Below are 22,143 nucleotides of genomic sequence, written 5' to 3'. Positions count from 1 at the left end.
CGAGGGCAAGTTTATTTATCAATCCCTGTAACCATACGCATTATACGCTCTAAATAATTATACCGTGCTCATATATCCATTTTTGGATATATATATTTGACAGTTAACACGAACTTGTTAAATAACAATGCAATCGAAGACAATTTTCTATTATCAGGAGCATTCAGACGCTGAATTATCAATCTAAGCAATCGATTAGTTTCGGAGCCGCCCACCCCCAGATGGGGCGAAGCGGTAGGCTCTGTCGCGCACTATCGATCATCGCTGTGCTGGCGTTTGCGTTGGATGGACCGACGCGTCAGGTGTCCGCCAGCGGAAGTGTGCTTCGGCGCTCAGATGAGGTCACAGCGGCGGACCGCAATTTTTGGTCGTTCAAAAAACCGGAGCGTCAGGCGATCCCCACAGTAAAAGATACGGCCAGGGTGCGAACCGCGATCGACCATTTCATCCTTCGTTCGCTCGAAGAAGAAGGCCTGAATTTTCATGAAGACGCGGACAGTCGGACCTTGATCCGGCGTGTGACCTTTGATCTGACCGGATTGCCTCCCGAACCCGAGACAGTGGAGGAGTTCGTCAGCGATCCTGATTCCGCAGCCTACGACCAATGGGTGGAACAATTGCTTGCCTCCCCGCGCTACGGGGAGCGATGGGGTCGCCACTGGCTAGACGTGGCAGGTTATTCCGAATCCAGTTTTTTCATCGGTGATCAGATCCGGCCGGATTTCTGGCGTTACCGTGACTACGTCATCCGGGCGTTCAACGAGGACAAACCCTACGATGAGTTTGTGAGCGAGCAGTTGGCTGGTGATGAAATGTTCGACTGGAGAAACACCGAGGTATTTACCGATGATCAGGTACAGAAGTTAGTCGCCACTGGATTCCTTCGCTGCACACCCGATGCCACCGACAACCAGCCAATCACTCAGGTAGAGAAAATTTATGCCACGCAACAGGCTGCGGTGGAGGTGTCGATGAAGGCGCTCATGGGGCTGACACTCAATTGCGTCCGTTGTCACTCGCACAAGTACGATCCGATCCCGCAGGAAGACTACTATAAACTTATGGGTCTCTTCCAACCAGCCTACGATCCTGAAGAGTGGATGGCGGGTATCTGGACGCGGCACTATCCGGGACCGATCCGTGCAATCCCTTTGACGCCTAAGCCCGAGCGAGACGCCTTCTTCAAAGAAAGCTACGAGTGGAGGGAGACGATTTCCGAATATTACCGCATGCTTCGATACGATTTTCCCCTTCAGTGGCAGGATCGTTTTTTGCAGGATAACCGTGAGGAAATCAAGGATGCTGCGATTCGAGAGAGGGTTCTTGAAATCACCTCTAAAGCGTTGGACAATCGAAATGACGAAGAAGAGGCTCTCCTTACGCAGGTTTTCGATGAACTAGGGAGCAACAAAGAGCAACTCAAGGAATTGTACCCTGAGTATGAGCAAGCAGAAAAGGAACTGAAGGATCGTATCGATCAATTGATAGGGAAGTCTGAAAAACTGCCGCCACTTGCCTGGGCGACGTTCGACGTTTCAACCTCGCCTTCTCCGACCCCGCTGTTGCGTCGTGGAAACCACGAGACCCCAGGTGAGCCAGTGACTCCCGGTGTGCTTGAGGTACTTAACGATCCTGATCATCCGTTTGACCTTGAGGAAGCAACCAGCAAATCGCCTCAATCCACCAACGGTCGAAGGCTCGCATTTGCCGAGTGGCTCACTGATCGCAACCATCCGCTAACCGCCCGCGTTATGGTGAATCGCATATGGCAATATCATTTTGGCGAAGGGTTAATTCGGACACCGGACGACTTTGGCGCACGGGGGAGCCGCCCGTCCCATCCGGATCTCCTCGATTGGCTTGCCGTTGAGTTCATGGAGTCGGGATGGAGCATCAAACATATTCATCGCCTGATCCTTCAATCGACAGTGTACCGACAAAGCTCGCGCTTCGACAGCGCCAGGGAGGAAGCGGATCCTTCCAATCGGTTATTGAATCGATTCCCAAAGCGGCGACTTGAGGCAGAACCGATCCGTGATGCCATGCTAGCGGTGTCCGGCCAACTGGATTTACGTATGTACGGTGAATCCGTCCCTACGGAACGCCTGGAGGACGGACGCGTAATCGTACCGACGGATCATCCGGATCGGGCGCGCCGATCTGTGTATATCAGCACCCAACGAACGGGAATCCCAGGAATTCTCACCACCTTCGATGCCCCAGTGATGGACACCAATGCCCCCAAACGCACGACGGCGGCGATTTCTCAACAGGCGTTGGTGGCCATGAACAACCCATTCATGCACGAAAGTGCCGAGGCATTGCGGGACCGGATCGAGAGTGAAGGTCATGAAAAATTCGAGGATAAACTGAACCGGATCTGGATGCTTGCCTACGCGCGCTATCCGACTGAGGAAGAAACCAGTAGCATGCAGGCATGGGTGCAATCCGCAATGGATGCCAATAGTCCAAGCATCGGTCAACGGCAGGATGCATGGAAAACCATTTGTCACGCTGTCATGAGCTCGAACGAATTTCTTTATATCGACTGATGAAACCTAATTCAAAATCGCTTACCGATCGCCTGGCCCAACGCATACTCTCGCGTCGTCAGATGCTTCAAGACAGTGCCGGAGGACTGGGTGCTCTTGCCCTGAGCTGGCTAACCGCTCAACCGTTGATGGCTGCCGCAAGCAACACCTCGCCGGTGAACAATTTATTGGCGAAACCGCCCCACTTCGCTCCCAAGGCCAAGCGGGTCGTGTTCATCTTTCTGGGAGGAGGCCCAAGCCAGATGGATCTCCTGGACCCGAAGCCGATGCTGACCAAGTATCACGGAAAGTCGATTCCGTTTTCCGTTACTCAACGGTCGCTGACCGGAACCACCAAATTGATGGCCAGCCCATTTAAATTCAAGAAATACGGCCAGTCCGGCATTGAGGTTTCAGAATTATTGCCCGGCCTGTCCAAGGTAGTAGATGACATCGCGGTGATTCGGTCGGGAGTAACAACACGTATCGATCACGGAGAGGCCATGCTATTGACCCACACCGGTCGGCCATTGTCGGGATTCCCCTCGATGGGGTCCTGGATCACGTATGGATTGGGATCCGAGAATGAAAATTTACCCGCTTACGTCGCCATCCCGGATACTACTCCGGCCAAGATTCGAAGTGCGACCTCTTCGGCCTTTCTGCCACCATTGTATCAGGGAACTCCGTTCAATATTACCGGTAGCCCGATTCATGATCTCCAAAGGCCCGAATCGATTTCTGCACACGAACAGGACCAGTACCTTGAGTTGACCCAGATGTTGAATCGTCGGCATCAGGAGACCAGGCGAAGCTCGGCCGATCTCGATGCCCGGATCCAGAACTTCGAACTGGCCGCCCATATGCAAGTGGAGGCCATGCAACAAGTCGATCTCTCAGGCGAATCCGAGGCCACCAAGAAGCTTTACGGTCTCGACAACGAGACTACTCAAAAATTTGGAAATCAGTGCCTGATAGCTCGTCGCCTCCTGGAGTCGGGCGTACGCTTTGTTCATCTCATTCGAAACGATTGGGACCACCATAGTAATCTGAATAATTTACTCACCAAATCGACCCAGGAGACCGATCAACCCGTTGGCGCTTTGGTGCAGGACCTTAAGCGACGTGGAATGCTGGATTCTACCCTAGTGATTTGGGCAGGTGAATTCGGGAGACTGCCGGTTGTGCAAGGGCTCGACGGACGCGATCACAATCCCAATGGCTTCACTTTTTGGATGGCCGGCGGTGGAATCAAGGGCGGCACCGTCTACGGGGCCACCGATGACTTCGGCTATGCGACGGTGGAAAATCCGGTGACGGTAGCCGACTTCCACGCCACTGTTCTTCACTTGTTGGGCCTCGACCACACTCGCGTGACCCATGAATTTGAAGGCCGTGACGAGTCCCTTACCGGCGTAGAACCCGCAGAGGTCATCCACGATATTCTGGCCTAAACGTTGAAAGATTTCGCAGGCTATTTAGGTATTCCTTTTTGGTACTGATTTTCAGATCGAAATTTCAGCTCAAGCAAAGCCAAGCGAAATTCATCTGTACCCTTAGAACGGAAATTCTCATCGCCAAAGAATGGGTTTGTGATTTTGGAATCTTCCCAGAAACTACCAGGAAAACCTAAAATTATCCCTATGAATCAGTCAGTAATGAAACTCCTAACTCTTTGTATCTTTTTGTGCTTTTCGCTGACCTTGTCAGCCGTATCAGAATGGCCGGCTTGGCGCGGGCCAGATGGCAATGGAATTGGTTCGGCAAAAAACCTACCTGTCCAATGGTCAACGGATTCCAATGTTGCCTGGAAGTTGGCACTGCCAGCGTGGAGCGGTTCATCTCCTATTATTTCAGGAGATTCTATATATTTTATTTCTCCTTCCAAGGAAGAGGTGAAGGAGCAACCGAAAGAACCTGAACCCAGTGATAGACAATCTCGAAGACCGGCTCCTCCGACCAATATACTCGGGCCCGGTGGACAGGAATTATTACTCTACAGTGTCTCGCGAAAGGATGGTTCCATTAATTGGAAAACCCCACTCGATAGTGGAAATAAAATTTCGTTTAAACAAAACTCCAGTTCTCCTTCTCCGGTCACTGATGGAGAATTCATCTACACAGTCACGGGCAATGGTATTACCTCTGCAGTGGACCTGTCCGGCAAAATTAAATGGCAATACTCCATCCAGGATCACCATTGGAAATTTGGCATCCAGGCCGGGTATGCATCTTCCCCGGTCCTTTTTGAGGATTTATTAATCATGCAGGTTCTTCACGGTATGTACACGGATGATCCGTCTTACATACTGGCTCTGGATAAAAATACCGGGAAAGAGCGTTGGTACCAGGAAAGAGAAACGGATGCAGAAAAAGAGTCACCTGACTCCTACGCTACACCAACCCTTTCCCAAACTCACTCAGGCGTTCAGCTCATAATCCTCGGAGGTGATTATGTAACCGGCCACAACCCCAGAACAGGGGAAGAGATCTGGAGAGCTGGTGGATTGAATCCTCAAAAGGCGACGAATTACCGTATCGTTCCTTCACCGATTGCAGTTGATGGCATGATCTATGCCCCAACGAGAAAGAAGCCTCTGCTCGCTCTTCGTTTTGAAGGTAAGGGTGATGTCACCGAAAGTCATCTGGTATGGATGTATGACAAACCAGCTGGCTCTCCTGATGTTCCGACGCCGATTTGCGATGGCATGCACTTTTATATGGTGGAAGACTTTGGCCAAATCACCTGCCTCGATGCTAAAACCGGAGAAGTTATTTGGGGACCGGAAAGCACCGGGCTAGGCCGAGTCAGCTCATCGCCTGTTATGGCCGATGGAAAAATCTTTTTCACCGATGAAGACGGAGAGACCGCCGTCGTTCAGGCCGGCACCGAGTTTAAGCAATTAGGCAAAAACAAACTCGATGGAAGCTTTACCTTATCGACCCCGGCCGTAGCAGGAAACCAATTGTTCATCCGCACAGCTGAGTATCTGTATTGCATCGCTAATAAGTGACCAAGCGAAGGGATCTCTATCTTTTTGGAACGGCTTAACGCCATAGCCTCACACACATCTTACTTGATTGGGCAAATCGATTTTAAAAAATGGATATCTCGACTTGTCAGTAGTTCAGCTATGGAAGCCGCAAAAGAAGAAAGCTGTGACAACAAGCAATCAAAGAGGGTGTTGAATACTGTTTACTCAATCCCCAGAGTCAGAACCAAAACCATTATTCTGTTCTCTATAATTTTGTCTTTATAACAGAATAACGGGTACAGAATCATTCCTATTTGAATTTTTTAAAAAGCGGCGGGTCCGACCCGAATGGGAGACTGTCAAATCTTTCAAGCAAAAGAAAATATTCTACGATAGGAATTTCGCAAACAAACTGGCTCCTGCTTTTAGCATGCAGGTTTGACCTTGGTTACCATCGTTTAATTACTTCAAAAATAACTGTTCTACTCTATTTTCAATCGAGATAAATCATCTCATTAATATTGAACATCGCCAAACAGAAATCGGTCAAGGCTGCTCCTCGATAAGGGTCCACTTCGCCAATGGATGTGAATGGTGTCGCAAGCTCAGAAAGATCACGGTTTTCCTGTTTCAATAATGTAGCCTGATTTTCGATAAACGCGACACTGGACCCACGTTCTTCATCAGTCGGTGGACGCGCAAATAATCTTTCGTAACATTGCGAAACCCATTCCTGCGTATCGATATTTCCACTCTCAACTATAACCCCTGCCAATCTTCGAGCGGATTGAATGGAGAATTCAGAGTTCAAAAGAGTCAAAGACTGAGGCGCAGTAGTCGAAGTGTTTCGTCGTCCACAACTTGCATTCGCATCGGGTCTATCAAAAACATCGAACATGGGGAAACGTAGATTTCTACGCACAAAAAGATAGATACTTCTACGGTAGTGGTCGTTCTCATCTTCACTGACTTCCCATTGTTTTTGGAGTAAAGTATTTGCCACTTCATGTGGAAGCGGCGGATGCACTCCAGGCCCTCCCATTTTCGAATTCAGTTTATTACTCACAGCCAACATGGCATCTCGAATGGCTTCGCCTTCGAGGCGCTTACGATTCATTCGAGATAGCAACTGATTGTCAGGATCGGCTTTAATAGCACGTTCCCAGGACGTATCAACCGGTCGGCTGACCTGCTGATAGGTAGCGGATAACAGAATAAGCCTGTGGATTTCTTTTAAACTCCAATCGCGTTTCACCAATTCCATGGCCAACCAATCTAACAACTCTGGATGTGTTGGTCGATCCCCCTGGAGACCAAAATCGTTTGGAGTTCCGACAATTGGTTCGTTAAAGTAATGCTGCCACAATCTATTGACGATCACACGACGCGTGAGGGGATGATCCGTATCCGTAAGCCAATCCGCGAACGCCAGCCTACGACTAAGCACATTCGCTTTTTCGGTCGCAGCTGGCACGACCATTTTCTTAGGATTGGCAATCCTAAGAAATGCCGGCGAAACTTCAGGCCCCTTAAACCGAAAATCGCCACGAAGCATCAGGTGACTTGGTGGAGCGCCAGAATCCAGGGGCGAAAATACGTGATTCAGCTGCTTCGATTTCTCGGGAATAGTCAGGTCCGAAAATACGGCCCGCATCCGGTAAAAGTCCGCCTGGCTAATCGGGTCGAATTTATGGTCGTGACATTGTGCACACCCCATGGTCATTCCCATGAGTACCGCACCTGCAGTGGACGTCATTTCATTAAGAACCGTGTGACGCCTTTCTTCCATTAAATTGATATCAGGCATATCCGGTCCGGCAACCAGAAATCCAGTTGCAATTCCAGCGTCTTCTTTTCCTGGGTACAATTCATCACCAGCAATTTGCTCTGTGATAAATTGGTCGTAGGGCATGTCTTCGTTCAGCGCATTGATAACCCAATCACGGTAACGCCACGCTTCCTTACGAACCTCATCGTGCTCAAAGCCATCACTCTCTCCGAACCGCGCAGTGTCCAACCAGTGTTGAGCCCAGCGCTCGCCGTAGGCAGGGGAAGCGAGGTATTGATCAACCAGGTCTTTATAAGCCCTTGGCGAGGCATCGGCAACAAACGCATTAACTTCCTCACGCGTTGGTGGCAATCCTCGCAGATCAAAAGAAACACGTCGGATCAGAGTACGTTTGTCGGCGGCAGGCATCAGTCCGAGGTCTTTTTCCTCCAAGCGTGCCAAAATAAAACGATCGATAGAATTTTGAACCTGCGTTTCGTTTTTAACCTTGGGCGGCAAAAGGGCTTTAATCGGCTGAAACGCCCAATGACTTAAATCTTTCTCACTAATGTCCGGCTCGATAAGTACGGCTGGATCAGTTCCCAATAAAGCCGAAGTTACGACTTTCAAAGACAGGCAAACGACAAAAAAACGAAACCCAGTCTGATCAGACTTTCCTGTGGGAATGGTTAGCATAAAATCAACTTAAGATGTCCGTGATCACCTTACCTGCTACATCGGTTAATCGATCTTCTCTACCATTATGCAGGTAGGTTAATTGTTCATGATCGAGACCAAGAAGATGTAGTATTGTAGCGTGCAAGTCATGCACATGGATTTTATTTTCCTCGGCTCGTAAGCCGATCGGGTCCGTTGATCCATAAGTCATTCCACCTTTCACACCACCACCGGCAAACACCACCGAGTAGCCCCATGGATTATGGTCGCGACCGGTGCCCTGCTCGCTCATGGGCATACGCCCAAACTCTCCACCCCAAATAACCAAGGTGTCTTCAAGCAGGCCGCGCAGTTTCAGATCTTGAAGCAGACCGGCGACCGGCTTGTCCGTTCGCGCGCAATACTCGGTATGATTTTGCAAAACATCCTTGTGGGCATCCCAACCGAGAGTGCCGCCAGAATAAACCTGCACAAACCGTACCCCTCGTTCAATCATTCGCCGGGCCAGTAAGCAACGTGTTCCAAATTCATCCGTAGGTTCTTCCCCGACACCATACAACTTCAACGTGGACTTGGACTCGTTGGAAATATCCACGATATCAGGAGCAGCCGATTGCATTCGGTAAGCCAACTCATAGGAACGAACGCGAGCGGCGAGTGAGTCGTCAAAGTCCCGGTCCGCCAAGTGTTTCGCATTCATTTTTTGAATGAGGTCCAAGGTGGACTTTTGCTGTGACCCGGAAACTTGAGACGGAGGTTTTAAATTTAAAATTGGATTCACTCCGGGACGCATTGTGGTGCCTTGATAGGAGGCCGGGAGATAGCCACTGCCCCAGGCAGGAGGTCCACCCTTGAGCCCACCTTCAGGATCGGGCATCACGACAAATGCGGGCATGTCCTGGTTTTCAGAACCCAGCCCATACGACACCCAACTTCCGAGGCTTGGTCGACCCATCAGAATCGAACCGGTGTTCATTTGGTAAACGGACTGTGGGTGATTTACACTGTCACCGTGACAACTGCGCATTACACAAAGCTCATCAGCCATCGTGGACATGTGTGGAAGGAAATCGCTGATTTCGATTCCTGATTTACCTCGTTTTCGGAACGGCTTTATTGGAGGAAGCAATGGGTTTTTTGCCACGTTGCGCCTTGTCATGATAGCTCCAAAACTTTCAGGCACGGGCTGTCCTCCGTATTTGATCAAATCCGGTTTTGGGTCAAAAAGATCCACATGACTGGGACCACCGTGCATAAACAAATAGATAACCCGTTTAACTTTAGGTTCAAAATGAGGCCTTCTTTGAGTAAGAGGATCTGACTTGGACGACGCACCGGAAAGGAGGTTTTCCTGACTTAAAATGCTGGCCAATGCTACCGAACCAATACCGCCACCCACGTTTCGAAGAAACTGACGACGATTCAAACCACCCGAATGGGGAAGATGTGAATTGTATTTATTATTGGCCCTCGGATAGTTCATATTCATCAACAATTAGCGCTTAACGCAAAATCCTGTGTTGACACCATCATCACTTAATAGCCTTACCTTTCAAGCCAATTTGTCTAAGGCAGATGAAGAAGAATTGAGACGATTTATTTGGTGATTCCGCCACTCTTACTCGTTACAAAGGGAATATTTAAAGCCCCGGAATAAAGCTGGTTCGTGGATCAGCGACGATCTTTCTTCTTCTTTATCGAACTTTTTATTTTATCAGTATTGTAGATTTGGGCGGTTTCGTAAAATAGAGTAATTTCTTCTTCCGTTTCAGAAACCTCTCTGGTTGCACCATAGGTGACTTCCCAGAGTACCATATACATTTGATTCCCATCTGGTAGTTCAAAGTCGACCTTAACTGTTTTCATCCGTTCTTTCACACTCACTCTTCGGGTTATTAAGAGGGATGTCTTATCAATAACCTTTGTGAATGTGAAAGCCCTTGTCAGCGTACCATCCGGTCTGGTCGGAGCCTTTTCTGGACTCGGGCTCGGTTTATCGTCGCTCACATCAGTACCCCGAACAGAGACCATCTCTGTCCATCCTTCGTGCTTCTCATCAGAGGAGTTCCCCCGGATTCCTTCCAATTTAATAAAGCCAGTTGAATATAAGTCACCCGTAAGTACAGCCACTGTGATTCCAAGGAAAAATAATTTAAGAAGTCTGAGTTGTAACATGATAGTTTGAATAAAAAGGAAAATCACCCGCTCCGACTATGAAGCCAGTTCGTAGTTCCGGTTGGTTATTATTGGTTTGGAATCGGATTAATCAACAGCGACTGAATAAACACCATAGGTTTATTCAATTGGCGAGAGATTACCGATAAACAATTTCTGGTAGGTATCGTTTGTGGTTTTCCCGACCACTTTGATATCGAATTTATTTTTCCTGACATAGTCAGGGCCCTTGCTGTAACAGGCGGCTAGAAGCGGATAAGAAAACACTTTTTTATTCTCCAAATAGTTTTTGCACCAACCAAGGTAGGCCGTTCCAACTTCAATATTCAGCTTCCAATCCCAGACCAGATCGTATGGATAATTGGACATGTCTCCCCAAGTAGCTTCACTCACCTGCATCATTCCGTTGCCTCCCGTATTCTTTGCTCGTGGCCGGAAAGAACTTTCCGCAAATACAATCGCATACACAAACGACGGCTCCAAGTCATAGATGGCTGCTTCTTGTTGAACCTTGCTCCACACCAATGCACCCGGGATGCGGTAATTAGAATAAAAGAGCCGCTGCACTCCGACTAATAGTAGGAGAAGAAGACCGAACCCAATTATTGAATACAGGACCAAAAGCCATTGTGAACGATCGTAAGCCTTAGGAGCCATTGTTCAACCTACAAATAAATCAGGGTCTTTGAAACTTAGTTCGCAAGGACCACAAGTTTTCCAATTCTAAAACTAGGTCTTTCAAGACAACAGGTGTATCACCCAGGAATGAATGGGGAGTGGTTCTGGGTTTCCACACGCCGCCTCGAAGAACCTTCGCTCCTGCTTCTTTTACAGCGTGAGCAGTTTCGATAAATAGATTGGGTTTTTTGGGATCCACCGTACATTGACCGGCGATTCGGATTTTGTGGCGCGATAATTCAGAGCTGCGGTGCATCAACTTGTTTTGATTCTGGATGCGATCAACCCGGTCGATATAAGCCAGGCCTTCCAGGCGGTTGACCATGGTTTCACTGGTTTCGTCACCTAGAATGGCATAGATCGAACGCTCCGTCCCTATGATGGTTTGCAGACGACAATTAAAAGATTCGACGATGTCGGTAACCTCCTTGAGTTGTTTATCTGAAAGGGTTTTTTCGCGTGGCAAGATCATGGAGGCCAGTTAAGTCTTAAGTGAAAGCAGGCAGCAAACAGATTTTTCCTCAAAACTTGAGCTCCATTACCCGATAGAAAATATCAGGTGTTTCAGATTTGGCCTCAAAGATATGGTCAACACTTTTCCAATTCCAACTTATGCGAATGGAGGAAGAATGGAGAAAGAGGCGTTGATCACCGATCACCTTCTGAATTTCCCGATTGAATTGAAAGTTGCCATAGGTGGAGTCTCCCAGGATGGGCATTTTCCGATTTGCAGATTGAACGCGAAGTTGGTGCGTGCGGCCGGTTAGCGGATTAAATTTCAAAAGGCTGAGAAGTGGTTTACCTTGTTTGGATTTGACCAACGTTACACGCGTTTCTGCAAGTGCGCCACCCCGGACATTTGTATCTACGCGCAATTGAGATCCGATAGTACGTTTCCGCATGGTATCTTTCCAAAGTGTGTCTGATTCCCTGGCGGTTCCGCCAACAACAGCCATATACGTCTTGGCAACGTTGCGCATGGAGAATTGTTTTTTTAACACCCTGGCCAAGTCCGGATCAAAACAGGCAAGTATTACTCCAGAAGTAGCAGAGTCTAATCGATGCAATAAGTATAACCTCCCGGACCCTTCCCCCACTTTCCACGCATAACGTTCACGGTCTTTGCTCCATGAAGCATTTAGCAGACTACGGCGTTGATCGGCTTCGACATTCGGGTGCGAAAGCACGTCATTTGGCTTTTCAAGGGCAATTAATCCTTCGGGATGAACAGACAACACGGTTACTCCTTTTCCCAGGGGTAAGCTTTGAATCACTTCCTGTAGACTCGGCACCATGCTTTAAAATGAAGGTAAGGAATCGGAGTCCGGGATTAACGAAAAAGAAAGTTCACTATGATGCGTTCGGGATCTTCCAGCGTGGTTTTCATTTCCGGAGTCCATTCCCCAAAGGGCGCTCGATTGTTGATAGCAGCGGAACACACTATTTGGGCCTGAAGGGAGGAGGTCGCCTCTATTATTTCCCAATCTATAATCTCACCGTCCATATTGATAAAAAAAGCGATGGAGACGCGGGATCGGCGCTCTGCCAGTCGCTGCTGATCCAGAATATTGTGCCATTCAATTTCGATGATTTCAAACATACGTTCCAGGTAATCACCAAACTCACTAAATCTGGCAGAGTACTGCGCCATTTGGGCAATTTGAGAGACGCCCGCCATATGATGTTTTAAGGGGCCGGTGTTTGCGTAACGAATCCGAGGTTGAGGCATTCGAGCCGGCCGGTCTTCCGGATTGGGTTCAGGTAATGCTTCCTGTGGCGGGGTAAAAGGTCTTTGATCCTGAACTACTCCATCGTCGATCCGGAGCCTATCCTCAATCGCGTCATCCTCACTCTCGACAACTTCAACTGCTTCTTCATCTTCGGGCACATCCTCTGGCAATTCGGGAATCGTAAGAGGACCTTCCTCATTCAAGGATTCATCTTCCAGGGCAACAGGCACCCGCGCTCTTTCTTCGTTCAACTGATCCTCACCCATCGGGCGATTAATCCGTATCTGTGGAATACTCGACGTTTGTTGTTGCTGAGCCTGCGTGTCGTTTGCTTGAGCAGGTGGCACAGGCGGGCTGGGCGGAGTCCGAATCGGTTCGCCTTGCACCAAGTTGTTAAATTCCTCAGACTCCCCTTCAATGAAAGGAGTATCTTCATTCAAATCCTCTCGAAGTTCAGTGTTTTTGGCCTGAGCATCCTGCGAGGCAAAATTTTCTGTTTCGTCGGGTTCATTTGGAATATCGTCCTTATTAATCGGAACATATTGCTTCATGACCTCGGGTTCCTCTTCGGCAAGTATGATATCGAATTCCTGCCATCTCGGAGTTGGCGGAGCCTCCGACGCCATAATCATCAACGTTTCAGGGATAAACAGATAGAGTAAAAGGTGGGACAGGACCGACCCGATCAAAGCGAGTATTATCGGTCTCCATTTTCGCTTCTCCTCTTTAGCGAACTCGTTGTGAATTGAACTGGATATTGCTTCGGGCAAAATATGTCAAAAATTGAAGTAGTTTCTTGGAACGATTGGACAGGCTTGGCGATTTTAAAATGTAGGGGAATTTGAGCAAAATATCCTGAATTACAGGACGCCCCTGGGAAACGAAGGTTCCTGGCGCGAAACGATTAAATAGATCCTTGTTTTTCGTTAGCACATAGTTCAAAACCGGAAACATGCTAGTACATACCGTATATTTTTATCTAAAACCGGAAGTCTCCGAGGAAGAAACAGCCGCATTTATCAAACAGCTCGAAGGATTAGGAGCGATTGAAACGATCGATTCCATGCATGTTGGAACTCCTGCAGCCACGCCCGTTCGTCCGGTGGTCAAAAACGACTATTCGGTCGCCTCAACGGTTATTTTCAAAACAATCGCAGATCACGACATTTACCAGGGACACCCGATCCACGATGATTTCATAAATAACAACAAACATCTCTGGGACAAGGTCGTTATTTACGATGCCGATTAGGTAGCTGGCGGTTAAACAATAATTTCCAGGAAAGTATTCAAGCTACCCTGGAGCAAGGAATACGCTTAATATTCGCTGATTACCTGGAGGACAGGAAATTAAGAAGAAATTCTATCGGAACCACGGTTCAGCATTGAGAAGCTTGATCACCAAATCGGTGATTTCCATAGCATCGTCTCTCAAGACAACGATGCTTTTCCTGTTGAGCTTCTGTTTCTCTGGCAAATTCTGAAAACTGCTTCTTGGCGGCGATTCCCAGGTGAGAATCCGCAAAGACGCGCTCTAAATCAACCGTGGCAACCTTGGTGTGACCCTCATGCGCATGGATTTGGGGTGCCGTGTAAAAAATGTCTGGAATAAAGACCCTCTTGCCCGGTGCTTTGGAGCTTCAAAATGTGATAAATTCATTAAAAACGTACCTTTAAGAGACCTTGCTTTGCGGCCAAAAACCATAGCCAAATTCTGGGACTCATAAACACTTCGCACCGTATGGGGGATTCCCCTGTGCCAAAGTTAGTAATAAATGGACAGTTGATTAAGTATGCCTCTCGATGGTTGGGTTCGAGGGACGGACGAAGGATACAACGACTACAGGCATATTGGTGCCGAAACTGAAGACGGCGTAGCTACCAGTATTCACATTTGGATGAAGCAGGGTGCTGGTTATGACGGACATTCTGGAGATCTATATGTTGGCCTTATTTTTCCGCTGAGCCTGAATGATAATACTTACGGAGCCAATGTGGCACAAGATTGGCTGACCTCAGCTAAGGGAGCCCACAAATTGAAAGAGCTTGAAGGTAGCGATAAATGGCTAACAGGCACCCATGTGGGTGGCACTGGATTCGAATTGCTGGTAGAATATGGATCCGCTCCAGACCCGGGCGAATTGACAATCGGCGGTGCTGACACATCAAGCTTATTGATGTCAGCGAATTCTCTCGAATTTAACAAAAACTGGGATGGCGATGATGCGGGAACTGCCCCTGATAATGATGCTTTCTTTGTTAGCGATGATCCAGGGCTTTCCCCAAAAATAACCCAAGTTGGGGGGAAAGATAGTTTTGAAGCGATCAGCTCAGATCCGAACGTTCCTCTAAACTATGCTTTTGATGACGGTGTTGAATGGCTCGGTGCCATAATGTATGAAATTAAAATTTCAGGGGAAATAGAGGATTTGATCGGCGGAGGCTTCGTCCTGACTCCTGATAGTTTTTTCGCGGACATCTTCGACGGCGATCCATTTACACCAACGGATACGGATGACGGCAGCAGCAAGGGCAGCAAGAGCTACGAATACACTACTTCTTTTCATCATTCTCCAAATAAGCTGGGTGACCATCTCGTCAAAGTACCTGAGCCAGCAACCTACAGATTATTCGGAGCAGGTGTGTTGGCCGCGATCATTGCTCACAGAAGATTTCGTTCGAAGAAGTCTAATTGAGGTCTTCCAACTAAAATTTGAGTTTTAATAAACTAAACCTCAGAAAGCGTAAGGCTTTCTGAGGTTTTTTGTTTTAGTGCAAGTTCCCCAAAGGGTTACGAAGGAGTCATCTGCAATCTTTGATGCGTATTCTTTCAGCATTCCAAGCCAATTAATATGGGCCAAATTTATTACGAGCAAGGCAAGCTATCTAAGAATCGTTAAAAGTCTGATTATTAGTGAGCTCCTTTCCCCCAGCCCAATATTGTTCTTGGCCTCATTGTGCGAAATTTACCTAATCACCGGAAATTTGTTTTATGCGCGTATTTGTAGTCACTATTTTCCTGAGTGCGTTTCTCCTTTTTCAGGTTCAGCCCATTATCGCCCGCTATATTCTCCCATGGTTCGGCGGCACGCCGGCAGTGTGGACAACTTGTATGCTATTTTTCCAGCTTAGCCTCCTCGCGGGCTACGCCTACGCTCACGGACTTGTAGTCCGCTGGCGGGACCAGCCCCGCTGGCAAGCAGGCATCCATCTCGCCCTGATTGCGGTTTCACTTCTTTTTCTTCCCATAACTCCTGACCAAGCTCTTACGACCAGCTCAGCGTCTGATCCTACCCTCGGAATTGTTTTATTGCTTCTCCGAACAGTCGGGCTACCTTTTCTCGTTATTTCAGCTTCCGGCCCTTTGATGCAACACTGGTTTGCCACGTCTTACCCGGGTAAATCTCCCTACCGACTCTACGCTGTCTCCAATCTTGGTTCGCTCCTGGCCCTGATTAGCTACCCCTTTCTCATAGAACCTGTTTTGGGACTGCGATTGCAAACTCAAGTCTGGTCCGGAACCTACATTATCTATGGTGTTCTTGCGGTCTTCTGCGCCCGCCAAATATTAAGGGCTAGTCCAAGCGACCAAATACCCCATCTCAACGAGCCAAAACCTTCCTTAGTTTCTGTTCCAATCGGAGACCGAGTTCTCTGGGGAATTTTTGCTACCCTCGGATCCGTCTTGCTTCTTTCCGTTACCAACAAGATGACCCAGGATATAGCGGTGGTGCCATTCCTCTGGATCCTTCCCCTGGCACTCTACCTCCTCAGTTTTATCATTTGTTTCGACCATGATCGCTGGTATCGAAGGGATATTTGGATTCCACTAGCTGTGATCTGTGTAGGCAGTCTCGTCTACCTCCTCAATCAGGATTTTAATGATAATGAGCCTCATATTATTCTCCAGATTGTCATCTATGTCTCAGCCATGTTCACCTGCTGTATGATCTGCCACGGGGAGATGGTCCGACTGAAGCCAGCTCCCCAATTCCTGACCTCCTTCTACCTCATTATATCTCTCGGCGGAGCGATGGGTGGTCTACTCGTGAGTCAGGTTAGCCCACGGATTTTTTCAGGCTACTGGGAGCTCCATGCCTCCTTACTTGCGATCGCGGTAATTGTGACCTGCCTGCTTGGCAATGAGCTCTTCAGAAAATCCAGTCTATCCAGGGTAAAAAAATCTGCTTTGGTTATAACCTGGGTTCCTTTGATTTTTTCGATGATTTTTTTCTTGGACAACCATATTCAGGATGAAACCAATGCAACTCTGGTTTCAAAGCGAGGATTCTACGGTGTCCTCAGGGTTTATGAGAGTAATGTTGGAAAACCTGGACACAGGAGAGATCTCTACCATGGACGCATCAAACACGGTCAACAGTTCGTCGCAACGGAGGAAACGCGGGCAGAACTCAGTGCCTACTACATGGCAAACAGTGGGGTCGCGATTCTCTCCCACTTCCACCCGAAGCACCTTCCATTCTCTTTAGAACCGATGAAGATCGGTGTGGTGGGGTTGGGAATCGGTACTCTGGCGACTCTGGGGAAAGAGGGAGATACAGTGAAGTTCTATGAGATCAACCCTGATGTTGAGTCCCTGGCTCGGTCTCATTTTTATTACCTGAGCGATAGCCGGGCAGAAACCTCCGTCGCACTCAGAGATGCCAGCACCTCACTGGAAACTGAACTGGCGACAAGCGGTTCCCAAGGCTTCGACATCCTGGTAATCGATGCATTCAGTGGTGACTCTATTCCTCTTCACCTACTCACCGTTGAGGCGTTTCAACTCTACCTTAAGCATCTCAACTCCGGAGGAGCTCTTGCCATTCACATCACCAACATTCACCTGGACTTGAGCGATCCTGTACGGACCGTTGCCAATGAATTGAACCTGCACGCTATCTGGATCGAGCGCGATGCTGTTGACCCGGGCGAATATTATTCAAGTTGGATCCTACTTAGCCCCACGGCTGAAACGCTGGACCTTATTGCTTCAACGGGCCTTAGCACTGCCTGGGAGAAAGAAACCCCTCGCCCGATCCTGTGGAGCGACGACTACAGCAATCTCTTCCGCGTAATCAAATGGGATTAGGACAAGTACCGTCAAAAGGTGATTTGTATTGATCCCTACTTTGATCATTGAAACCAGGCGAGGGGCTACCTAGAAATACTGGAATGAAGCTCCTATTTCGTTCTACACTGTGTTCACTATTGCTCCTTTTCCTTGGACCCACCTTATCGGCCGCCGATACGCCTAATGTAATTCTCCTGATGGGCGATGATCATGGTTGGGATGAAGTGGCCTATAATGGGCATCCCCACCTTCATACACCCGTCCTGGATGAAATGGCGACAACCGGACTCCGCCTAGATCGATTTTACTCAGGACACCCTTCCTGTTCACCAACGCGGGGGAGTTTCCTGACCGGACGTCATCCCGTCCGATATGGCACTTTTGCACCTAATTGGTCGATGCGTCCGGAGGAGTTTACCATCGGGCATATGATGAAAAACGCGGGTTACCGGACCGGGCATTTCGGGAAATGGCATGTGGGTCCAGTCAAGAAAGCTTCACCCACCAGCCCAGGTGCCATGGGTTTCGACGAATGGCTGTCTCATGACAACTTTTTCGAATTGGACCCAATTCTGGTGCGCAATGGCGGTAAACCCAAAAAGTATACTGGTGAAAGCTCTGAAATAATTATCAAGGATACCATTCGCTTCATCAAGGACGCAAACAAGAAGCAGACTCCTTTTATGGCTGTGGTCTGGTTTGGTTCTCCGCATGAACCTTATATGGGATTACCCAAAGACTTGGCCATGTATAATGATTTACCGGAGAAGTACGCAAAACAGACAGTCAAACTGACGAGTATCGAAACGGGCCAAGCGTCGACTCAGGTATTGAGGGATGTCTTACAGGTGCGGTATGCAGAGATTACTGCTATGGATCGAGCCATCGGGCAACTGCGAGACTATTTGAAGCAAGCAGACCTGCGTGACAACACCATCGTTTTTTACTGCGGTGACAACGGCGTACCAGCTAGCGGCAATGGTGCCACCAATCCATTTCGGGCACTCAAAGGAGATGTCTACGAAGGCGGAGTCCGCGTACCGGGAATAATTGAATGGCCTGCCAAAATATCAGAACCACGAAGCTCCAGTTTGAATACAGTCACCACCGACCTTATGCCCACGTTGTCTGAGCTCATCGGGCAACCACTTCCGAATCGTCCCATTGATGGGGTCAGTCTGGTTCCTCTTTTAAACGGTGACATGAGTGAACGTCCCTCCCCCATCATCTTCTGGAACTACGCCACAGGACCTGAGGAGGCCTACAGTAATATGCCGTACATTGACCCGAAGCTCCAGGAAGGAACCACGCCTCTGATTAAAATGATGGACGGCAAATACACCCGCACTTTCACCAACTATCATCATCCGGAAATCAAAGACTCTGATTACAATGGATCGAGGGCGCTTCTGCACAATCGCTACAAACTGGTTGTGGATGGTGAAAAAGATAGCGGCACAGAACTCTTCGACCTGGAAAAAGATCCTTATGAAACAACCAATCTGGCTGATGACTTACCAGCGGTCACCGCGACTTTAAAGGATCAGTTGAGAGCGTGGCAGGGCTCTGTCCTCAAGAGCCTGACGGGAGCAGATTATTAGCAGCATAACCGTAAGGGTGATGCAGAAGCGATTGGGAGGATTTTTAACCCACTTACCTTCGAAAATTCCTGCTACCGGAAACTTACCTAGACAACAAGAGCGAAGCCAGCGATAAAGAGCCAAATGAAAAAAGTATTCCCACTGGAAGTAGAAGGAAAGAAGGCGCCACGCGTGATCGACTCAATCAAGCACGAGGTCAATAAATACTTGAAACGTGAACGGAAAAAAAAGCTCCCCGAGGGCGTTGATTATTGGGATTTTGATTGTCGAGTCGGCGCAGATAGCGTTTCGGCCGAGTCTACTCACGTCACTAAAATCAGTGCGGCAATAGATACCATTTACGGGCCTGGCGTGCCATCCGTTTATGTAGAGATTCTTTCCAAACGAGGCCACCGAACCCGAAAGGATCCGACGAATAGGCCGATTAAGAAAGAGTCCAAAAAGCCTTAGAGAGAAGCGACCTCGAACACCAAACCGCATATAGAATCAGTTCGTATGCGGGAATGACTAATATGAGTGATTTAATCGTGACACGCTACAAGCGGCCTAAGCGTTTTCACATTCAAAGCAGCACCTGCTTACCTATAAGGTAAGCGGTACAAAATCGACCCCCTAGACCGTGGCCCCATTTTTCTGGTAAACTGATTCCATGAAGAAATCAGGAACCAGACGATACACCCAAGAAGAACGCATGGAGATGGTTCGGCTGTACCAGCAGAGCGGCTACAGCGCATCCCGGTGTTGCAAGGAGATGAATCTCGGATATCCCACCCTGAGGCGTTGGCTGGGAAAAGCATCCGCCAAGGTCAGTCTGGTTGAGCTGGTAGTTGAGGGGAAAGCGTCGGCTGAATCTTTGAGCATGAACATTCGTTTGCCCAACGGAATTCAGTGTGAGCTCAGAAGCAAGCTGACATCCTGGGAAACAATCACTTTGATACGGGAGTTGAAAGGATGCTGAGTTTTCCCGGATCCGTAAAAATATTTCTGGCGGTGGAGCCGGTGGACATGCGCAAGAGCTTCAATGGACTTTACAGTGTAGCGACTGAGCGGCTGAAGGAAAATCCGGTCGAGGGCGGTTTGTTTGTTTTTTGCAACAAGCGGCGCAACCGTTTGAAGATCCTCTTGTGGGATGGAAACGGGCTGTGGGTTTTGGCCAAGCGTTTGGAAAAAGGAGGATTCAGCTGGCCGAAGGGCATTGATGCAAAGGACGGGAAACTAAGCCTCAAGCATGTGGCCCTGTCCATGCTGATAGACGGGATTGATTTAAGGGATGGCATGCAAAAAGTTTGGTATGAGAGGTAGAAAAAGCTTGATATTATCCGTATTCTAATATTAGATACGGACAGTGTTATTAGTTGAAACCATCCTTGATCAGAACGCCCGATTAAAGGCACGGTTGTCGGAGAAGGAAACCCGCATCGCCGAGTTGGAAGCGCAAATCGCCTGGCTTCGCCGTCAGATGTTTGCCGGAGGAAAATCCGAGAAGATCGACCCCGCCCAGCTTGAGTTATTACTCAAGGGACTCAAGGAGCAGCAAACTGAACTGGCCGGGGAGAAGGAGAAGATAAGCTACGAACGCAACAAGCCTTCCAAGCGAAGGAGCCGGGAAGAGTGTTATGAAAACCTTCCCATACTCGAAGAAAAAGTAATCGAGCCGGAGGAAGTGCAGGCAGATCCGCAAAGCTATGAGCGTATCGGCCAGGAAGAAACCTTTGAAGTAAAGGTGGACCCACCCAGGTTTTACCGTTGTAAGATCATTCGCCCGAAGTATCGGAAAAAGAATGACAAAACGCTGCCTCCGGTTCTTGCCCCTGCCCCAGTCCGCATTGTCGAAGGTCTGGCTTCAACGCAACTGCTTGCTTACATCGCGATCAGCAAATACCTCGATCACTTGCCCCTTTACCGCCAATGCGCGATTTTTAAACGCCACGGCTTTACCGTGGGCCGTCCCAACCTGGTGCGCTGGGTTGAGAAAATAGCCGAATGGCTCAAACCCATTTACAACCACATGGAAAAAGAACTTTTAGCCGGCGATTATATCCAGGCGGACGAGACTCCGGTCAAGTATTGCGATCCGGACTACGGAGAGAGGAAAACCCGGCAAGGTTATCTCTGTGGTTACTCCCGTCCCGGAGACAATGTCTGCTATCGGTGGAGCCTCTCGCGGTCCCACAAGAGCGTGACCGCTTTCCTCGAAACCTTTAAAGGAATCCTGCAAAGCGATGCCTACGACGCTTATCTCCAGTTTGAAAAGTCCCACGAAGAAGTGGAGCTTGCCGTTTGCTGGGCGCATGCGCGCCGCAAGTTTTATGATGCGCTCCAACGCCACCCCCGGGAATGCGGCCTGGTGCTCAAGCTCATTGCCAAGCTTTATAAAGTGGAAAAAGAAATCCGCGAAAACGAACTCTCCCCTGCCGAAGGCTTGGCGCTAAGACAAAAAAACGCCACCAACACCCATGCGCGAATCAAACGCGTCTTGATGATACTGCGACACCGCTCCCTGCCCAAAAGCGAACTGGCCAAAGCCTGTAACTACTCGCTAAACAACTGGAGCCATCTAACGACCTATCTCAATCACGGACACATCGCCATCGACAACAACGCGATGGAGAACGCCATGCGGCCCCCAGCCATAGGTCGAAAAAACTGGTTATTCATAGGGCACCCCAAAGCCGGTGACAGATCGGCGATCCTCTACTCAATCCTGATCAGTTGCCAACGTTTGGAAATCAATCCCTACGATTACCTATGCGATGTCCTCTCAAAGGATACTCAAAACTTAAGTGACGAAGAACTCGCCGCCCTGACTCCGGCCAAATGGAAAAGAGCGAGAGAATCCGAAGGGTAGACTTTGTATCGCTTACAAAGAATCCACGATCGGTCCTTCAGGTAAGTCAGACTCGGCGAACACACCACGCTCCCGCAGCCCATTC

Annotated in this window: 18 protein-coding genes; 11 read left to right on the top strand and 7 right to left on the bottom strand. The window is 48.7% G+C overall.

Going from position 1 to position 22,143, the window contains the following annotated elements; translation table 11 throughout:
* Positions 1 to 221 precede the first annotated feature (221 nt).
* From O3C43_19080 to O3C43_19070, 3 genes are all read left to right on the top strand, one after another.
* Entirely contained in the window at positions 222 to 2,552 is a 2,331-nt protein-coding gene (locus O3C43_19080; protein ID MDA1068593.1) for a DUF1553 domain-containing protein, read from the top strand.
* Positions 2,552 to 3,985: a DUF1501 domain-containing protein gene (locus O3C43_19075; protein MDA1068592.1), complete on the top strand. Its 1,434-nt coding sequence runs from the start codon at positions 2,552 to 2,554 to the stop codon at positions 3,983 to 3,985. Before O3C43_19080 ends, O3C43_19075 begins: the two co-directional genes overlap by 1 nt.
* A 189-nt stretch (positions 3,986 to 4,174) precedes the next feature.
* Complete coding sequence (locus O3C43_19070; protein MDA1068591.1) at positions 4,175 to 5,545, top strand: PQQ-binding-like beta-propeller repeat protein; 1,371 nt, start codon at positions 4,175 to 4,177, stop codon at positions 5,543 to 5,545.
* Between the two features lie 454 nt (positions 5,546 to 5,999).
* On the opposite strand, the gene O3C43_19065 is transcribed toward O3C43_19070, so the two are convergent.
* The 7 genes from O3C43_19065 to O3C43_19035 form a co-directional block, all read right to left on the bottom strand.
* Positions 6,000 to 7,970, bottom strand: a complete 1,971-nt coding sequence (locus O3C43_19065) for a DUF1549 and DUF1553 domain-containing protein (GenBank protein MDA1068590.1) — start codon at positions 7,968 to 7,970, stop codon at positions 6,000 to 6,002.
* A gap of 4 nt (positions 7,971 to 7,974) precedes the next feature.
* On the bottom strand, positions 7,975 to 9,435 hold the full coding sequence (locus O3C43_19060) for a DUF1501 domain-containing protein (GenBank protein ID MDA1068589.1): 1,461 nt from the start codon (positions 9,433 to 9,435) through the stop codon (positions 7,975 to 7,977).
* A gap of 188 nt (positions 9,436 to 9,623) precedes the next feature.
* On the bottom strand, positions 9,624 to 10,127 hold the full coding sequence (locus O3C43_19055) for a type VI secretion system tube protein Hcp (protein ID MDA1068588.1): 504 nt from the start codon (positions 10,125 to 10,127) through the stop codon (positions 9,624 to 9,626).
* Positions 10,128 to 10,247: 120 nt separating this feature from the next.
* Complete coding sequence (locus O3C43_19050; protein ID MDA1068587.1) at positions 10,248 to 10,784, bottom strand: transglycosylase SLT domain-containing protein; 537 nt, start codon at positions 10,782 to 10,784, stop codon at positions 10,248 to 10,250.
* A 19-nt stretch (positions 10,785 to 10,803) separates the two neighbouring features.
* Positions 10,804 to 11,277, bottom strand: a complete 474-nt coding sequence (locus tag O3C43_19045) for a hypothetical protein (GenBank protein ID MDA1068586.1) — start codon at positions 11,275 to 11,277, stop codon at positions 10,804 to 10,806.
* A gap of 49 nt (positions 11,278 to 11,326) precedes the next feature.
* A complete protein-coding gene (locus tag O3C43_19040) occupies positions 11,327 to 12,100 on the bottom strand; it encodes an RNA pseudouridine synthase (protein MDA1068585.1) in 774 nt (257 codons plus the stop codon).
* Positions 12,101 to 12,135: 35 nt separating this feature from the next.
* Positions 12,136 to 13,305, bottom strand: coding sequence for a hypothetical protein (locus O3C43_19035; GenBank protein MDA1068584.1), 1,170 nt, complete (start codon positions 13,303 to 13,305; stop codon positions 12,136 to 12,138).
* A 182-nt stretch (positions 13,306 to 13,487) separates the two neighbouring features.
* Between O3C43_19035 and O3C43_19030 the strand changes: the two genes are divergently transcribed.
* The 8 genes from O3C43_19030 to O3C43_18995 all read left to right on the top strand — a co-directional run bounded on the left by O3C43_19030 (position 13,488) and on the right by O3C43_18995 (position 22,058).
* Entirely contained in the window at positions 13,488 to 13,787 is a 300-nt protein-coding gene (locus O3C43_19030; protein ID MDA1068583.1) for a Dabb family protein, read from the top strand.
* Between the two features lie 541 nt (positions 13,788 to 14,328).
* Entirely contained in the window at positions 14,329 to 15,231 is a 903-nt protein-coding gene (locus O3C43_19025) for a hypothetical protein (GenBank protein MDA1068582.1), read from the top strand.
* Positions 15,232 to 15,527: 296 nt separating this feature from the next.
* On the top strand, positions 15,528 to 17,627 hold the full coding sequence (locus O3C43_19020; protein ID MDA1068581.1) for a fused MFS/spermidine synthase: 2,100 nt from the start codon (positions 15,528 to 15,530) through the stop codon (positions 17,625 to 17,627).
* A gap of 83 nt (positions 17,628 to 17,710) precedes the next feature.
* Entirely contained in the window at positions 17,711 to 19,210 is a 1,500-nt protein-coding gene (locus O3C43_19015; GenBank protein ID MDA1068580.1) for a sulfatase-like hydrolase/transferase, read from the top strand.
* 123 nt (positions 19,211 to 19,333) lie between these two features.
* The gene (locus O3C43_19010; protein MDA1068579.1) at positions 19,334 to 19,660 is read left to right on the top strand and encodes a DUF6172 family protein; all 327 of its coding nucleotides are present in this window, start codon (positions 19,334 to 19,336) and stop codon (positions 19,658 to 19,660) included.
* A gap of 199 nt (positions 19,661 to 19,859) precedes the next feature.
* Positions 19,860 to 20,168: a transposase gene (locus O3C43_19005; GenBank protein MDA1068578.1), complete on the top strand. Its 309-nt coding sequence runs from the start codon at positions 19,860 to 19,862 to the stop codon at positions 20,166 to 20,168.
* On the top strand, positions 20,162 to 20,512 hold the full coding sequence (tnpB, locus tag O3C43_19000; protein MDA1068577.1) for an IS66 family insertion sequence element accessory protein TnpB: 351 nt from the start codon (positions 20,162 to 20,164) through the stop codon (positions 20,510 to 20,512). Before O3C43_19005 ends, tnpB begins: the two co-directional genes overlap by 7 nt.
* Before the next feature lie 43 nt (positions 20,513 to 20,555).
* Positions 20,556 to 22,058: an IS66 family transposase gene (locus O3C43_18995; GenBank protein ID MDA1068576.1), complete on the top strand. Its 1,503-nt coding sequence runs from the start codon at positions 20,556 to 20,558 to the stop codon at positions 22,056 to 22,058.
* Positions 22,059 to 22,143: the final 85 nt, after the last annotated feature.

Source organism: Verrucomicrobiota bacterium (assembly GCA_027622555.1).
GTDB lineage: Bacteria > Verrucomicrobiota > Verrucomicrobiia > Opitutales > UBA2995 > UBA2995.
This window is presented reverse-complemented; position numbering and strand designations above follow the sequence as displayed.

Bases quoted from the DNA above. Each gene is read 5' to 3' on its own strand.
- O3C43_19080 (MDA1068593.1), top strand. From the start codon at position 222: ATGGGGCGAAGCGGTAGGCTCTGTCGCGCACTATCGATCATCGCTGTG.
- O3C43_19075 (MDA1068592.1), top strand. From the start codon at position 2,552: ATGAAACCTAATTCAAAATCGCTTACCGATCGCCTGGCCCAACGCATA.
- O3C43_19070 (MDA1068591.1), top strand. From the start codon at position 4,175: ATGAATCAGTCAGTAATGAAACTCCTAACTCTTTGTATCTTTTTGTGC.
- O3C43_19065 (MDA1068590.1), bottom strand. From the start codon at position 7,970: ATGCTAACCATTCCCACAGGAAAGTCTGATCAGACTGGGTTTCGTTTT.
- O3C43_19060 (MDA1068589.1), bottom strand. From the start codon at position 9,435: ATGAACTATCCGAGGGCCAATAATAAATACAATTCACATCTTCCCCAT.
- O3C43_19055 (MDA1068588.1), bottom strand. From the start codon at position 10,127: ATGTTACAACTCAGACTTCTTAAATTATTTTTCCTTGGAATCACAGTG.
- O3C43_19050 (MDA1068587.1), bottom strand. From the start codon at position 10,784: ATGGCTCCTAAGGCTTACGATCGTTCACAATGGCTTTTGGTCCTGTAT.
- O3C43_19045 (MDA1068586.1), bottom strand. From the start codon at position 11,277: ATGATCTTGCCACGCGAAAAAACCCTTTCAGATAAACAACTCAAGGAG.
- O3C43_19040 (MDA1068585.1), bottom strand. From the start codon at position 12,100: ATGGTGCCGAGTCTACAGGAAGTGATTCAAAGCTTACCCCTGGGAAAA.
- O3C43_19030 (MDA1068583.1), top strand. From the start codon at position 13,488: ATGCTAGTACATACCGTATATTTTTATCTAAAACCGGAAGTCTCCGAG.
- O3C43_19025 (MDA1068582.1), top strand. From the start codon at position 14,329: ATGCCTCTCGATGGTTGGGTTCGAGGGACGGACGAAGGATACAACGAC.
- O3C43_19020 (MDA1068581.1), top strand. From the start codon at position 15,528: ATGCGCGTATTTGTAGTCACTATTTTCCTGAGTGCGTTTCTCCTTTTT.
- O3C43_19015 (MDA1068580.1), top strand. From the start codon at position 17,711: ATGAAGCTCCTATTTCGTTCTACACTGTGTTCACTATTGCTCCTTTTC.
- O3C43_19010 (MDA1068579.1), top strand. From the start codon at position 19,334: ATGAAAAAAGTATTCCCACTGGAAGTAGAAGGAAAGAAGGCGCCACGC.
- O3C43_19005 (MDA1068578.1), top strand. From the start codon at position 19,860: ATGAAGAAATCAGGAACCAGACGATACACCCAAGAAGAACGCATGGAG.
- tnpB (MDA1068577.1), top strand. From the start codon at position 20,162: ATGCTGAGTTTTCCCGGATCCGTAAAAATATTTCTGGCGGTGGAGCCG.